The following is a 15083-nucleotide window of genomic DNA, read 5'->3' on the forward strand; positions in this document are numbered from 1 at the left end:
CCGCCCGACCTACGTCGTGCTGCTCGCCGGCACGGCCGGCACGAGGGCGAGGCCGCCGTACTCGGTCCACTCGTGCGTGCGCTGGCGCGGCAGGACCTCGGTGTCGGGCCGCCACAGGCTGACGTCGCCGAGCCCGGGCGGCTGCACATCTAGACCCTCGAAGTAGGCGTCGACGTCGTCCTCGGTGCGTACCCGGCCCCATTGCCCGTGGGTCTGTTCATGCATCAAGGTGGTGACCTTGTCCCGGACGTCAGGGTCGTCGCTGACCAGCTGGCAGATCACCACGACGCTGCCTGGGGCCAGGCGACCGACCGTCTCGCGAACCATCGCGGCTGCCTTCTGGTCGTCCACGCAGTGAAGGACAGAGACGAACAGGGCGGCGAGCGGACGGTCGAAGTCGATCAGTTCCTGCACTCGGGGATGGCTGAGCAGTCTGTCCGTCTCGGCCATGTCTGCCTCGATCACCGCGACGTTGTCGTTCTCGTCCAGAAGGGCCCGGCCTTGGGTGAGCACGATCGGGTCGTTGTCGACATAGACGACCCGGCAGTGCTCGTTGAGGCGCTGCGCCACTTGGTGGACGTTGTCCTGGGTGGGGAGCCCTGAGCCATGGTCGATGATCTGGTCGATGTTGTACTCGCCGACGATGGTGCGCACCACGCGCCGTAGGAACGCGCGGTTGTTCACCGCCAACTCCCGTGAGTTCGGCGCGGTGACCATCAGCTGCTCGACCGCGATCCGGTCACTGGCGAAGTTGTTGTTGCCGCCCAACAGGACGTCGTACATCCTCGCCGCACTGGGGACTGTCACGTCGATCGGGTTCTGCGCTGGTGCGGAATCGCTCACGGTCGCCCTCCGAGTCCAACAACCCCGGTGTCTCCCAGGGCAGATGACGGCCTCATGCTAGAGGGGGCAGCCCGAAGGGCACCATGACGCCGCAGGCCGCGTCACACCAGAGAGTGACGGGACCCGGCGTAGGCGCTCGGGTGGCGAACACCGTGGCGGACGGTGGCGGTGCCCCGCCCGGCACGGCGCTCGGTTCAGCGGTGTCCCGTCGTGGTCTCCTTCTCATTCGCAGCGTCCAGAGCGCGCTGGACCATCAGCAGGTCAGTAGCCGTCTCAGCCGTCTCACGGCCCATCAGGCGCGCGGTCTGTACAACAGACAGGCCGATCCGGTGCAGCAGTTCCACGTCGGCTCGGTCGGCAGGCAGGTGTCGGTTCAGCAGGTCGGCGGCGGGGTCGGGCGCGTGGAGGCAGGCCACGCGCACGGTCTCCCGCAAGATGCGCCAGGCGCACGCCACGGGGTGGCGCCTGCGCAGCACGCCACCCCACTGCTCGGCAGTGCGCTGCAGGGCGAGCTCGACCGCCTCCGCGCCCAGGACGCGGTCGCCCAGGCGCGCGAGCGCGTACAGGTCGTAACCCCTCTTCTGCATGAGGACGAAGGCGCTGAAGCCGCTGAGGTAAGGCTGCGAGAGCGCCGCCAGGTCGGTTTCCGGTGCCACGGGCCTCCTTCGGACGATGTGTTCGCCTCGGGCGGTGCGGGCGTGCGGGGCGGCAGCTGTCCGTCGTGGTCTGCCGCCCGCGCACCCAGGACGTCAGTACCGACGCCGGATCCGACGCGGGTGCCGGCGGCCGAGAACGGGCAGCACTCGCGGCAGAGCGTTCAGCACCGTCTCGATCAGGCGGGCACGGTCCGCGTCCAGCGGAAGCACCGACACCAGGAGGAGCAGCAGAGACGTCAACACGGCGATCCAGGAGGTGGTTTCGCGCGTGGCGCACTCGCGCCTCTCGCGCCGGGCACTCCGGCCACTGCTAGCTTGGGCTTTCCCCGCGGAGCTTCGGGCGCGCGGGGAGGTGCGGTTGGGCATGTTCACGCATGTTCCTTGTCAAGGCCGCCAGCGCTCCGGGCAGTACTCCACTACTGCCTGGAGCAGCTCTCATCGAGAGCTGTTGCTCACGGTATCCGCCCTGCAACGCCCAGTTGCCGCCAAGTGGCCCCCCTGCAAATCCATTTTCCGAGGGCACTCGCAGTCCCAGCGAGATGCTCAAGTTCGGCCAATGTCGGTCGAGACGCAAGGGAAAGCGATCCGGTGAGGACGCCTCACGGCCAAGTCTTGGGTTCGCGTTCTCCCTGACCGGCCGTCGAGCTATACGGGTTTCCTGCCGGTGACTGCCAGCCACCGGGTGTTCCATGCAAGCTCAGCCCGGTGAGCGCGGCGGTCCAGGACTGCTGCGGCGCCTGAGCGCACCAGTCGCAGGCCCGGAACGCTCGTTTCCTCGGGCGAAAGGCCGCTACCTGACGTACGACGTTAGGCGGCGGCGTCGATCCGCTCGCCGCATGCACTGATGATTGCGGCCAGATCGTCGCGCGCCTGCTGGCAGGCATCGGACTCACGAGGCATCACGTCGATCGCCGCGAGGATTCGAACTCCCAGGTCGGCGACCACCTCTTCGCGCAGGAACGGCACTCCGAACCGTGGGTATCCGGAGTCGATACCTGTGCGAAGCGACCGGGCGAGGGTGTCCCAGCTGCGCCGCGCGGAACTCTGCAGGCCGATCGCGGAAGACGCGAGGTCTGTTGCGGCCAACTCCTCGAGGTCCCGGCACAAGGTCTGCGCGGCGGTGTGGACCTGGGTGCAGAGCTTGCGCGTCCGCGCGGAGACCTTGTGCGTGACCACAACGAGGGCGACCGCGAACGTGGCGCCGAGCGACACCGCCTGCGCAGGGTACGCGCTGAGCAGCCGTGGGTACACGAGCAGGCCGGCGGCCACCACGCCCGCCCAGTTCGCGAGAATGCGGACACGGGTCGCACGCGTGATCCGTCCCGGGAGTCTCTCGAACGGCGAGTCCTCCGGCTCGGCACTCCTCGCCCCGCAGGACAGCGCCACCCAGATCCAGAACATGGCGGCACCCGCCAGGTCGAAGTCGCCCGGCTGCGCCACCCCGTGGGCGAGCCGCCCGATCGAGAACCTGGCGTGGTGCAGGAAGGCCAACGGCACGGCCGCTCCGAACAGGAGCCGGGCGTTGCCGCGCAGACGGCGCCACGTCGGCGTCCCGAGTCGTGCCGCGAGGACGCCCCAAAGCGGGAGGGCGTCCCAGGCCCGCATGCCGGCTATCCCGAGGGGGAAGCCGGCGAAGAATAGGAAGATCCCCTGGAAACGATACGGGGTGGCGTAGTAGCTGTTGCCCCACGTGTTGATGAATATGCCTGCCGGGAGGAGGGCGAGCCGCCAGCGCGTCCCCGCCTCCCCGGCGAGGCGGGTCCAGTTCCACATGGACGGTAGTGTGGGCGTAACTCTCTTTCTTTTCGGCCGATTTGATCCAGTTCAGAGCTTTCGGGCCCGGCTGGTCGGCCTGGCCGTCTACCTGCTCCGTCGAACGACGTAGAACCACCCCGGATCACCAAGGGCGGACGCCCCTCGAAATCATCGAACGTGGGACGGAAAGGTGAAGAACAGCCTTCCGGGTCGATCTGCCGTACAGGTCGCGACCTGAGTGCGTCGCTCATTGAGGCAAACACGCGCCGGGCCGGTCCGGCGCGGTGTTGGCGTCGGACAATAGGCTCTGAGCGCACTGAGAAGCCGTGACCGGGGCCGCCGCAAGCGGGTGACGGCCCCGCATCGTCGCCTGCGCCAAACCCGGCGGCCGACCCCAAAACGTCGGCCATGCCATCGGCTGCTTGGCCCCGGCCCGGGGGACGGTCTACGGTTTCGGTCATGTCTCAGCGTCAGCTTCCCGACCTGGCGGGCAGTCTCCGCTCGGCGCACCTGAACTTCCTCCGGTCTGCGGACGGCCGGGAGCTGTACACCCACCTGGACGCCGAGAGCGACGCGCTGCTGTATCCGGCGGCCTGGGCGCTGCTGCCCCGCCGCGAGAAGGTCGAACGCATCCTGGCGGCCGAGGACCGCCGCGTCGCCGGCGGCGCCACGTTCGCCCTCGACACCCCCGTTGTGGACGCCGTCCGGACGGTGGCCGCCGACCGATCGGCGCCGTTGCTGTTCACCGAGGACGTCCTTCCCGCCCCATCCGGGCTGCTCGTCACCGCAGCCCCCCTCCACGACTTCGGCGCGTACGCGATCGTGGCCGCCTCCTGGGGGCCGGCCATGGACGGCTTCCGCCCCGGAGTGCACCTGACCTGGTGGTCCGACGGACGTGCCGTCAACAACGGGCGGATCCCCCTCATGCGGGACTTCGAGCTGCACCTGCCGTACTTCCCTCTCGTCGACACCCGCCTCACCGAGGCCGACCTGCCCGACAGCCTTACATACTCCGCCGGGCCGCTGCGGGCGATCGTCGCCGCCTGGCACGCGCTCACCGGCACCGGCACCGAGGTCTCCGAGCAGCGACCCTCACCCGCCGCTGGACGCGCGCTCGCGGCGCAGAAGGCCAAGAACCGCACCGTCCGCGTGGCCACCACCACCTCGGCCGACGCCACCCGGCATGCGATCCTCGCCTGGGCCGCCGCCGAACACACCCGACTCACCGCCACCCACGGCCCGCACATCGGCGGCACCGACCCGTCCGCCGCCCCGCCCCGGCAGCCCGCAGGGCCCTTCCCCGCCGACCTCGACCACCTGCTCCCCCCGGAGCACCGCCGCACCGCGCACCTGTATCGGGACGTCGCCTCCCGCCTCCACCGGCACGAGACGGAGATCTTCCAGCAGTACCCCGGCATCCTGGAGCAGTTGGAGGAACTGCGCGTACGCCACCACGGAGCCTGGGAGCCGTGGTGCTGGATGCCCGTCGCCGAGATCACCCACTGGCTCGTCCAGCAGTGGAACACCCCCAAGCCCCAAGCAGCTTGGGACGCCGAACGGATCGCCGCCATCGGCGCCTGGCGCAGCGGAGGACGCCACATCCTCCTGCACGGCGGCCCCCGCCACGCCCTCCCGCCCCACGACCGAGTTCCGGTGCAAGCGCTCCGCAGCCTGCCGGCTCCGGGCATCGGCATCGCCACCGAGGACGGCCCCGACACCCGCGTGTCCCTCGCCTACCTCGACCAGCACGCCGACCGCGACGACGCCGAACTGGTCCTCATCAGCGACGAAGGGGAACGCGACCTGGGCTTCCGGGACCTGATCAAGACCACGCTGCTCCTGACGGACGGCCAGGATCTCCTCGAAGCGGTGAAGACCACCGGCCGGCACTACGACGCGGCCGACCGGGCCGCCGGACGAACGGTGCCGCCACCGCCCGACGAAGCCGCGTGCGTCCAAATGGCCAGGTACATGGGCTGGTTCACGGGCCCCCTGGCCACCGCGAACACCCCCGGCACGGCGATGACCGACACGGGGGCCGCCGCCGGCCGCAAGCCCACCGCGCCCTGGCCACCCGCACCGGGCCTGCTGCCCGAACTGGTGCTGTGGCAGATGCGGACCAGCGGAGGTCAGTAGTACCGGGATCTGGTTCGCCCAGGGTGTCGGGAACGAGGTACTTGAAAGCGGGCAGCAACCCCGGTTGCGCCTTACTGCGAGGTCGCACACTGGCCTTCACCCTGACGCCGCACCCGTACCACCCCGGGGCCCTGCACATCCGAACTCGGGCTGAACCGGCCCCCGACCGGAGTGCTGGTCGTGCAGGTCGCATCGGATTCAGTGATTCAAGAGGTGGTGATGGTCGACGGGCTGTGCGCGCTCGGCCTGGCCCTGCGAGTGCACGCTTCGACGATCGTCGTCGGCGGCGTGGCGGCCCGGCTCGTCATGCAGGTCTACATGGGCCCGCCCGCGCTCGGAGCCGCGGCCGCGCTGTGCGTTAGGCCGCTATGTCCGCGCGGAGCCGGTCGAGGGCGCCCTGTGCCTGCTCACGGATGTCGGGAAGGCTGTTGCTCGCGCGGATGACCCGCTGAATCTGGTGCGGCAGGCGGTGCAATTCAGCGCTGTGCAGGGCCGCGCGCATCTGTTCGCCAGCGGCGTCCCGGTCGCCGCGGCGCAGCAGGACTTGGCTTGCGGTGATCGCGGAGATGATGCGCCATTGTGGGCTGGTCTGCAGTCCTGGGGCGGGTGCGCGTTCGAGGAGGTCGACGGCGTCTGGGACGCGGCCGGTCGCGGCGAGGCCGCGCAGTTGTACCTCGTGGAGGGTGAATTCGGAGAACAGCGGGGTGATATTGGCGGTGTCGAGGAGGCGTCGGCTTTCGGTGACGGCGTCGTCGAACACTGTCGTGGCACCGGCGGTTCCGGCGGCGCGGGCGAGGAGGATGGCGGCTGCGGCGCGATCGTCGGGGGTACGGGAGAGGTCGCGGGCGCGGCCGAGGCGTTCCAGGGCGGCGTGGTGCAGGCCGGCCTTGCGTAGTTCGTTGCCGTGGTGGCGCAGGGCGTGGGCGTGCAGGGGCCGGTCGTCGAGTCGGCGGGCGATGGCGACGCCTTTGCCGGTCCAGCGGGCGGCGGTGGCGAGGCGTTCTTCGGGCAGGACGTGGCCGAGGGCGACGCCGAGGCCGACGCGGGCGCGGGCGAGCAGGCGCAGGACGTCGCTGTCGGTGTGGCCGTCGGCGGCGCGGGCTTCGAGTCGGGCGACGAGGGGCCAGAGTTCATCGACGGCGGCGGCGGCCTGTCCGGCTTGGCGGGCGATCTCGGCCAGGCGCAGGACGCTCTCACCGAACTGGATCATGGCGTGGTGGTCTCCGTCGGCGTCGTCGGTGATGCCGAAGACGTGGGGTGGCAGGCCGAGGCGTTGGGCGATGTGCCGGAGCGCGCCGATGTCGGTGATGGTGCGGTTTCCGGTCTCCACTCGGGAGATGTAGCTGGTGGAGTAGCCGAGGAGGGTGCCGAGTTCCTCCTGGGGGAGCCCGTTCAGCTGCCGGTAGAAGGCGAGGATCTCGGGCAGGCTGCGGCGGCGCAGGATGTCCTGGGCGCGTGGGGTGGTCCAGTGCCAGCGGATCCCGCCGTGCGGGTCTCGGCGTGCCACCGGTCAGGCCCGGTCCTGGAGTTCGTACCAGCGGGCGATGGAGTCCTTGTAGCCCTGGGGCATGAGCAGGTCGTGCACCTCGTCGCGGTGGAAGAGCGCGGCTTCCTTGTGCTCGTGGCTGACGACCGGTGGCCGGTGGGCGTCGGTGGCTGTGCAGCCGTAGGTGACGATGAAGACCTTACGGCCGGGGATGGGCTCGTACATCCACACGTCCAGCAGGGGGCCGGCTGTGGCCGTCCAGCCGCTCTCCTCGCGGATCTCGGTCTCGACCCGCTGTTCGGGGGTCTCCGGGCCTTCCAGCTTTCCGCCGGGCAGCTCCCACTCCTGGCGTTCGTTCTTCAGCAGCAGCACCCGCTGCTGCAGGTCGAGGACGACGCCCTTGATCGAGATCGGGAAAGTCGGCGGGACATAGGGCAGTTCAGAGAGTCCGGTCATTTCTACTTCCACGGCGCACGGACGGGCACGGGCCCGTCGAACGTAGCAGCCGACTGCCGCCGAGCGCTCGCACGGTGCAGAGATCGGGTTTTGACAATCTGTCACTTCACTCGTGGCGGGTTCACCCGCCACAGTGTGTCCTCTCTCATCCGCCCGTTCTCACAAGGGGGATCCTCCATGCCGTCTTCCCGCACCGCGCTGCCCACCGCGGACGAAGAGTTCACCCTCGGTGCCCTGGGCACCGGCGGGTTGGAGCGGGCCGCGTCCGTGCTGCGCGAGCACGGCCTGGTGCGGCTCGGCCGCCTCGGCGGTCGCAGCGATGTGCTCGACACGGCCGCCTTGTTGATGTCCGCGCTGTGGCACCATCGCGATGCCGATCCGGACGGGTTGACCGTCATCCGCGACACCGGCCGCCACGAGGGCCGGGTGGGATTCGCCGGCCTCGGACGCGGCGACCTCGCGCTGCACACCGAGTGTGCCCAGCTGCCGGGACCCCCGCGGCTGATGCTGCTGGCCTGTGCGCGGGCGGCCGAGGAGGGCGGCGAGAGCCGGACGGTGGACGGGCGCGCCGTACTCGCCGAACTGGCCACTTTCCATCCGGCGGCTCTGGAGGCCCTCTCGGCGCCGCGGGCCGCGTACTTCGGCGGATCGGACGGACACTTCGCCGCCGTCCTGGAGCAGCTGCCCGAGGGGCGATGGCGCTTGCGGCTGCGCCAGGACGAGCTGGCCCGGTTCTCGCCGGAGGCCGAAGCTCACCTGCCCGCCCTACGCCGCGTCGTCGAGCACCACACCGTCCGCACGCGCCTGACCTGCGGACAAGGCCTCGTGCTGGACAACCATCGTGTCCTGCACGGCCGCACCCGCTTCACCGGGGGACGGCTCCTGTTCCGGGCACTCGGGCAGGCTCACCGCTCGCTCGGCCTGGACCCCGGATTCCCGGCCCCCTGGCCCGCCCCCGCACCGGCGGGACGCGGCTGACGGCGACAACGGCCGGAGGCTGCCCGTCCACGAGCCCACCGGGCGGCCCTGCGATCGGCCCCGGACTCACAGACTCCTGGTGATGCGGGGCGCATCCCGCGCCCCGACGCCAGGTCCCTCACAGGGAGAACCCACAGGAGGAACTCATGGCCCAGACGATCACGGCCGAGAGCAAGGCCGCCACGGCCGCCATCGGTGACGAGTTCGACCTCGATGTCCACACCGTCGAGACCACCGACGCGGCCGGTCTGCAGGTCCTGACCGACGACGGCTGCGGCAGCACCTGCGGCGCGTGCACCACCGGCCTGCACTGACACACCCGGCCGGTGCCGCAGGAAAGCACCCCTGCGGCACCGGCCTCCACTCTGTCCTTTTCCGCCCCCGCCCTTACTCGAGGTCGCCAGCCATGCGCCCAGCCGCTTCCCCGTACCGCGCCGCCGACGTGGCCCTCGTGCGCGCCGTCGCGAACCCCGCCCCTGCGGTGCCCGCCTGGCCGGACCTCGGCGAGGCGGGCCTGCCCGCCCGTCAGATGCAGTGGCTGCGCGAGGTATGGGCGGACCCGGGTCTCGCCGTGGCCCTCGAACAGGCCAGCCCTGTCCTCGCGCAGCAGGTCCGGCAGCTCACCACCGCCGCCAGCGCCGCACCGCGCGAGGTGCGGCACGCCGCGCTCTCCACCGCCCGCTACGTGCTGCGTGCGACAGGCCGCCCCACCCCGTACGGCTACTTCGCCGGTGTGCAGGGTGCCTCCTTCGCCTCGGTATCCACTCTGCGATGGGGCTGCGGACACCGCGTGGCACGCACGGTCTCGGCGGCTCGACTCGCCGAGGCAATCGGACAGTTGGAGCATCTCCCCGGCTTATTGGACCTCAGGGACGTGGTTGCGAACAACGCCGTCCAGACACGCGGCGAGCGCCTCGTCGTTCCTCACCGCCCGCTCGTTCGGCCAGGTCTCGGCACGGCAGCCGCCGAAACGACCCTGCGCCGCACCCGCCCCGTCGTAATCGCCCTGGAGGCCGCCCGCCGCCCGGTCCGCTTCCGCGACCTCGCCGACAAGGTCCACGCCGAGTTTCCCGCCGCGTCCGGCGAGCACGTCACGAACCTGCTGACGGAACTCGTCGCCCACCGCGCCCTGATCACCAGCCTGCACGCGCCGGCCACCGACCCCGATCCTGTCACCTACCTGCGCACCGCTCTGGACGCCACGGCCGCCGCCGAACTGCCGGGCGTCACCGCGGTCTTGGACAACCTGCTAACCACGGGCACCGACGCTGCGGGGTCGGCCGTCGACCTGCGGCTGGACGCCGACATCGTCCTCCCCCGGACCGTCGCCGACGAGGCCGCCCGCGCCGCCCACCTTCTGTCCCGTCTCAGCCCGGTTCCCAAGGGGACCGCCGCGTGGCGTGCCTATCATCAACGCTTCTACGAGCGCTACGGCCGCGGCGCGCTGGTGCCGCTGCTCGACATGGTGGCGGACAGCGGGATCGGCTGGCCCGACGGCTACCCTGGCGCCCCGGCAGCCGAACGGCCGCGCTTCGACGAACGCGACGAGCGTCTCGCCGCCCTCGCCCAGCAAGCAGCGCTCGACGGTGAGCGCGAAGTCCTGCTCGACGACGCCGTTCTCCGCTCGCTCGATCTCAGCCCCGACGAACCGCGCTGGCCCCCGCACCTGGAAATCCTCGCCCGCATCCACGCCCCCACCCGGCAGGCCCTCGACCGAGGCGCCTTCCGCCTGGAGGTCGTCTCCGCGTCCCGCGCCGCCGGCGTCTCGGTCGGCCGCTTCCTCCACCTCCTCGAACCCGCACACCGGGCCGCGTTCACCGACCTGCTGACGACCCTGCCGACCATGGACGAACACGCCCTCACCGCGCAGCTTTCGTGTCCGCCGCTGGACGCGGCCACTGGGCACGTCGCCCGCAGCGCAGCGACCGGCCAGCTGGTGATCAGCCTCGCCGAACACCGCCGGGCGGCCGACGGCGTCCTCGGTCCCGAGGACCTGGCGGTGGGCTGCAACGGGCGGCGGATGTATCTGGCGGCTCCGGTGCTCGGGGTGCGGATCGAGGCCGCCGCGACCCACGCCCTGAACCTGCGCACCCATACCCCGCCGCTGGCCCGGCTGATCACCGAGCTGTCCCGCGCCCATGCCGCCCAGGTCACCCGCTTCTCCTGGGGGAGCCTCGGCGCGCTGCCGTTCCGGCCACGGCTGCGGCACGGCCGCGTCATCATCTCCGCGGCCTCCTGGCGGCTGACCGCCGACGAACTCCCTCCCCGCGCCACCGACTTCGCGAAGTGGGACGAGATGCTCTCGGCGTGGTTGGTGCGGCGCCGTGTCGCACGTCACGTCACGCTGGCCGCCGACAGCCAGGGCCTGCCCCTGGATCTCGACCACCCGGGTCATCGCGTCCTGCTGCGCGAGCACCTGCGCTCCGCCCCGCGCGCCGTCCTCGTCGAGAGCCCCGATCCGGCCGATCTGGGCTGGGCCGGCGGCCGGGCCCACGAGGTCGCCATCCCGGTCACGGCCACCCGGGCCCCGGCCTGGCCACGCCTGCCCAAGCCCACTCCGGCCCGAATCCTGCGGCGCGGCCACGGCGACGCCCCCGGCACCTCCCGGGTGCTCCTCGCCTCGCTCTACGGCGACCTGGAACGCCAGGACGCCGTGCTCGTCCACCACCTGCCCGACCTCCTGCAGCGCCTCGGCCGGCCGAAGTGGTGGTTCGTCCGCTTCCGCGACCCACGCCAGCACCTGCGGATCCGCATCGCTCTGCCCGACCCGGACGCCTTCGGCCCCACCGCCGCCGTGATCAGCGCCTGGACCGCCGAGCTCCACCAGGCCGGGCTGCTGTCCGAGGTCGTGTACCCGACCTCCTACGCGGAGACCGGCCGGTGGGGCGAGGGTCCGGCCTGGGCCGCCGCCGAGCAGGTCTTCCGCACCGACTCCGCCGCTGTGCTCGCCCAGTTGTCCCAGCCGGTCCGCCCGGGCAAGGACGCGCTGCTCGCCGCGCAGGCGGTCGCCATCGCGGCCGGCTTCGCCGGCTCTTCCACTGCGGGGCTGCGCTGGCTGGTCGCCAACATCCCCGCCAAGGCCCCGTCGCCTGCCGCCCGGCCGGTGTTCGCCGAGGCGGTCCGTCTCGCCGATCCCGCCGACGGCTGGGCAGCACTGCGCGACGAACCCGGCGCCGCCGCCGTCATCGACGCCTGGGCGGAGCGCCATGAGGCCCTCGACGCCTACCGCCGCTTCTTCCCCGGCCCCGACACCACCGGGGTGGACGCGGACGACGTCCTCGGCTCACTGCTGCACTGCTCGTACGTGCGCGCGCACCGCATCGACTTCGACGACGAGGCCAAAGTCCTGTACCTGGCCCGCGCCGCGGCCCTCGCCCGCCTGGCCCGGGACGGTGACCGATGACCAGCCCGCACCCGGCGCTCCGATTGTCCGACCGGATCGCCGAGCTCCTCACCGACCCGGCAGCTGCCCCCGCAGCCTGGTCGTCGCACCCGCAGTGGCGCCAGTCCCTCGCCCACGGCGCCCCGGGCATCGCCCTGCTGCACATCGAGCGCGCCGCCATGGGCCTCGGCCCGTGGGAGCCCGTGCGTGCCTGGCTGTCGGTCGCGGCCGACAGCCCTGTCACCAGCGGGACGGACAGCTACCTCTACTACGGCGCCCCGGCGCTCGCCCACGCCCTCACCTGCGCCGCCCAAGCCCGCCCCGGCTCCTACCAGCGCGCTCTCGACCACCTCGACCAGGTCGTGGCCGCCGACGCGGTACGCCGCTGCGAACAAGCCGAGACCCGGACCGAGCGCGGCAATCTGCCACGGCTCGCCGAGTTCGACACGATCCGGGGACTGGCCGGCATCGGCTCAATCCTGCTGCGCCGCTCCCCCGGCGGGAAGGCGATCCGGCGGGTCCTGGCGTGCCTGGTCCGCCTGACCGAGAACGTCAGGCATCAGGGGGTGGTCCTGCCGGGCTGGTGGACCCTAGCCGGTCCGTCCGGCGAGTGGGACGAGCGGTTCCCCGGCGGGCACGCCAACTCTGGGCTCGCGCACGGGATCGCCGGGCCGCTCGCACTGTTCGCCGTCGCGTTGCGGCGCGGTGTCGAGGTCGACGGCCAGCGCGAGGCGATCCGCACCGTCCTGGCGTGGCTGGAGCGCTGGCGCGACGGCCACGCCTGGCCGTACTGGATCACTCCCGCGCACCTGAACGGCCCGGACCGCCGACCGCTTCCGCCTCAGCGGCCGAGCTGGTGCTACGGCACCGCCGGCATCGCCCGCTCCCTGCAGCTCGCCGCCCTCGCCCTCGATGACCCGCAGCTGCGTCACGACGCCGAAAGCGCCTTGGCCACGGCCCTGGTGGACCGGAAGGGGCTCGCCGCGACCACCGACCTGTCCGCCTGCCACGGCTACGCCGGGCTCGCCCACATCGCCCATCGCGCCGCCGCCGACGCCTCCCCGAGCAACGCCGGCCGGCTGCGCTCGGCCGCCGTCCTGCTCCTGGACACCGCCCACCCTCCGTACGCCGACGCCGACGAGCAGGCCCGCCACCTCCTGCCGAGCGCGGGGCCGGCCTTCCTGGAAGGCACCGCCGGAACCGCCCTGGCCCTGCTCGCCCCCGCGACCGGTAGCACCCCCGTGACCCGGTGGGACGCCTGCCTGCTCACCTCCTGACCACCCGACCGAGGACCGAGACGATGACCACCGGCTGGATCCAGCACAACCTCACCTTCGCCGACCCCGCCACCGTCGAACCGACCGCCGCCCATCACCTGGCCCCCGTACTCACCTTCGCCCAGGACAACGGCGACCTGAACGACTGGTGGCACATGCGCAAAAAGGGCCTGCGACTGCGCTACCGGGCCGCCGCCCCCGTGCCTGTCCTCACCTCCCTGCTGGACGCCCTCGCCGAGGAGGGCCTCCTCACGGCCTGGGCCACCGTGATCTACGAGCCCGAGACCGAGGCGTTCGGCGGCACCGAGGCCATGGAGATCGCCCACCGCCTCTTCCACGCCGACAGCCGCCACCTGCTGGCCCGGGCGGCCGGGCCGAACCCGCCGGCCCTCGGCCGCAGCGAGACCGTCGTCGTCCTCGTATCCGCCATGCTCCGCGCGGCTGGGCTCGACTGGTACGAACAGGGCGGCGTCTGGGCCCAGTTCGCGAAGCTCCGCCACGCCCCGCAGCCCGTGGCACCCGACCGTGCGGCCGCCCTGACTGCCGCGATGCGCCACCTGATGAGCCTCGACACCTGGGCGCTCACCCGCGACACCGCCCCGCTCGCCCACCACGGCGACTGGGTGCACGCCTTCGAACAGGCCGGGCAGGACCTCGCCCGCCTCGCCCGCGACGGCCACCTGACCCGCGGGCTCCGGGCGGTCCTCGCGCACCACCTCCTCTTCCACGCCAACCGCGCCGGCCTGCCGGTCGATCATCAAGCCGCCATGGCTGCAAGGGCGTTGGACGCCGTCTTCCACTCCGACGAGGGCCCCGCGCCCTCGATGTCCACCATCCGCACCACTCCTGGGGTCACCCACATGACTACGCTCAGCAGCGACACCGCTTCCGCCGCCCCGACCACCGAGGAACTGCGCGCCGCCCTCACCAACCGGTTGCTCGAACAGGGCGCCATCCGCACCGCCGCCGTGGAGAACGCCTTCCGCACCGTGCCCCGCGAGCACTTCCTGCCCGGCGTCCCCCTGGAGGCCGCGTACGCGGACAACCCCACCTACACCAAGACCGACGGCTCCGGCACCCAGATCAGCGCCGCCTCCCAGCCCGCGATCGTCGCCCTGATGCTGGAACAGCTCGGCGCCCGACCCGGCGAGAGGATCTTCGAGGCCGGCGCGGGCACCGGCGTCAACGCCGCCTACCTTGGCCGCATCGTCGGCCCGGACGGGCACATCGTGGCAGTGGACGTGGACGAGGACCTCGTCGACGGCGCCCGCAAGCACCTCGCCGACGCCGGCATCACCAACGTCGACGCGGTCCTCGGCGACGGCGCCCTCGGCCACCCGGCCGCGGCCCCGTTCGACCGGGTCATCGCCACCGTCAGCACCAGCGAGATGCCCACCCCGTGGATGGAGCAGGTCAAGCCCACCGCCCGGATCGTCCTGCCGCTGCGGCTGCGCGGCACCGCCAGCCGGGTCATCGCATTCGAGCGCGGCGAGGACGGTTGGATGTCGGTCGACGACCAGCTCGCGGTCTTCATGCCGCTGCGCGGCAGCATGGACGACGCCCGCCGCGCCATCACCCTCACCGACGAGGGCGACATCACCCTCCAGATCCACAAGGACCAGGACGCGGCGGTCGACGCCTCCCTGCTGCTCGGTGTCCTCGACAGCTGGCGCCACGAGACCTGGACCAGGGTGACCATCCCCGCCGGCACCACGTACGAGTACCAGGACCTGTGGCTGGCCCTGACCCTGCCCAACTCCCTGATGCGGATGAGCGTCACCGGCTCCGCGCGCGAGCGCGGCACCGTCGCCCCGATGTTCGGCTGGGGCGCCATGGCCACCGTCCAGGGCGGCTCCCTCGCCTACCTCGCCCTGCGCCCCAGCGATCCCACCACCGACGGCCGCAAGACCTACGAGACCGGCGTGATCGGCCACGGCCCCGACGGCGCCGCACTCGCCGACCTCGTGGCCGAGCAGATCCGCGTCTGGAACACCGGCTTCCGCGACCGGACCCTGCGCATCGCCCTCCCCGACACCCCCGGCGACGCCGACCCGGAGGCCGGCCGCTTCGTCCTGGAGCGCCCGAACCACCCGATCACCATCACCTGGGAGTAG

At 72.0% G+C, this 15083-nt stretch carries 12 protein-coding genes; 6 read left to right on the plus strand and 6 right to left on the minus strand.

What is annotated here, in order from left to right; all coding sequences use genetic code 11:
- Nucleotides 1-9 precede the first annotated feature (9 nt).
- The 4 genes from ACI1MP_RS10610 to ACI1MP_RS10625 all read right to left on the minus strand — a co-directional run bounded on the left by ACI1MP_RS10610 (nucleotide 10) and on the right by ACI1MP_RS10625 (nucleotide 3272).
- Nucleotides 10-843 (minus strand): SAM-dependent methyltransferase, encoded by an 834-nt coding sequence (locus tag ACI1MP_RS10610; protein ID WP_404868511.1) that lies wholly within the window; start codon nucleotides 841-843, stop codon nucleotides 10-12.
- 194 nt (nucleotides 844-1037) lie between these two features.
- Complete coding sequence (locus ACI1MP_RS10615; RefSeq protein WP_404868512.1) at nucleotides 1038-1499, minus strand: hypothetical protein; 462 nt, start codon at nucleotides 1497-1499, stop codon at nucleotides 1038-1040.
- A gap of 93 nt (nucleotides 1500-1592) precedes the next feature.
- Complete coding sequence (locus ACI1MP_RS10620; protein WP_404868513.1) at nucleotides 1593-1739, minus strand: hypothetical protein; 147 nt, start codon at nucleotides 1737-1739, stop codon at nucleotides 1593-1595.
- A 567-nt stretch (nucleotides 1740-2306) separates the two neighbouring features.
- Nucleotides 2307-3272, minus strand: coding sequence for a hypothetical protein (locus tag ACI1MP_RS10625; protein ID WP_404868514.1), 966 nt, complete (start codon nucleotides 3270-3272; stop codon nucleotides 2307-2309).
- 441 nt (nucleotides 3273-3713) lie between these two features.
- Between ACI1MP_RS10625 and ACI1MP_RS10630 the strand changes: the two genes are divergently transcribed.
- On the plus strand, nucleotides 3714-5390 hold the full coding sequence (locus ACI1MP_RS10630) for a hypothetical protein (RefSeq protein ID WP_404868515.1): 1677 nt from the start codon (nucleotides 3714-3716) through the stop codon (nucleotides 5388-5390).
- A gap of 358 nt (nucleotides 5391-5748) precedes the next feature.
- On the opposite strand, the gene ACI1MP_RS10635 is transcribed toward ACI1MP_RS10630, so the two are convergent.
- The gene (locus ACI1MP_RS10635) at nucleotides 5749-6897 is read right to left on the minus strand and encodes a helix-turn-helix domain-containing protein (protein ID WP_404868516.1); all 1149 of its coding nucleotides are present in this window, start codon (nucleotides 6895-6897) and stop codon (nucleotides 5749-5751) included.
- Nucleotides 6898-6900: 3 nt separating this feature from the next.
- The gene (locus ACI1MP_RS10640) at nucleotides 6901-7332 is read right to left on the minus strand and encodes an NUDIX domain-containing protein (RefSeq protein WP_404868517.1); all 432 of its coding nucleotides are present in this window, start codon (nucleotides 7330-7332) and stop codon (nucleotides 6901-6903) included.
- Nucleotides 7333-7509: 177 nt separating this feature from the next.
- On the opposite strand from ACI1MP_RS10640, the gene ACI1MP_RS10645 reads away from it, so the two are divergent.
- The 5 genes from ACI1MP_RS10645 (at nucleotide 7510) to fxlM (ending at nucleotide 15083) form a co-directional block, all read left to right on the plus strand.
- On the plus strand, nucleotides 7510-8310 hold the full coding sequence (locus ACI1MP_RS10645) for a TauD/TfdA family dioxygenase (protein WP_404868518.1): 801 nt from the start codon (nucleotides 7510-7512) through the stop codon (nucleotides 8308-8310).
- A 146-nt stretch (nucleotides 8311-8456) separates the two neighbouring features.
- Complete coding sequence (locus tag ACI1MP_RS10650; protein ID WP_404868519.1) at nucleotides 8457-8624, plus strand: FxLD family lanthipeptide; 168 nt, start codon at nucleotides 8457-8459, stop codon at nucleotides 8622-8624.
- A gap of 92 nt (nucleotides 8625-8716) precedes the next feature.
- Nucleotides 8717-11713, plus strand: coding sequence for a lantibiotic dehydratase (locus ACI1MP_RS10655; RefSeq protein WP_404868520.1), 2997 nt, complete (start codon nucleotides 8717-8719; stop codon nucleotides 11711-11713).
- Nucleotides 11710-12969 carry a lanthionine synthetase C family protein gene (locus ACI1MP_RS10660; protein WP_404868521.1) on the plus strand — a complete coding sequence of 420 codons (1260 nt, stop codon included), beginning with the start codon at nucleotides 11710-11712 and terminating at the stop codon, nucleotides 12967-12969. The genes ACI1MP_RS10655 and ACI1MP_RS10660 overlap by 4 nt, the downstream gene beginning before the upstream one ends.
- Before the next feature lie 23 nt (nucleotides 12970-12992).
- Complete coding sequence (fxlM, locus tag ACI1MP_RS10665; protein WP_404868522.1) at nucleotides 12993-15083, plus strand: methyltransferase, FxLD system; 2091 nt, start codon at nucleotides 12993-12995, stop codon at nucleotides 15081-15083.

Origin of the sequence: Kitasatospora griseola, assembly GCF_044999035.1 — a bacterium.
Classification (GTDB): domain Bacteria; phylum Actinomycetota; class Actinomycetes; order Streptomycetales; family Streptomycetaceae; genus Kitasatospora; species Kitasatospora griseola.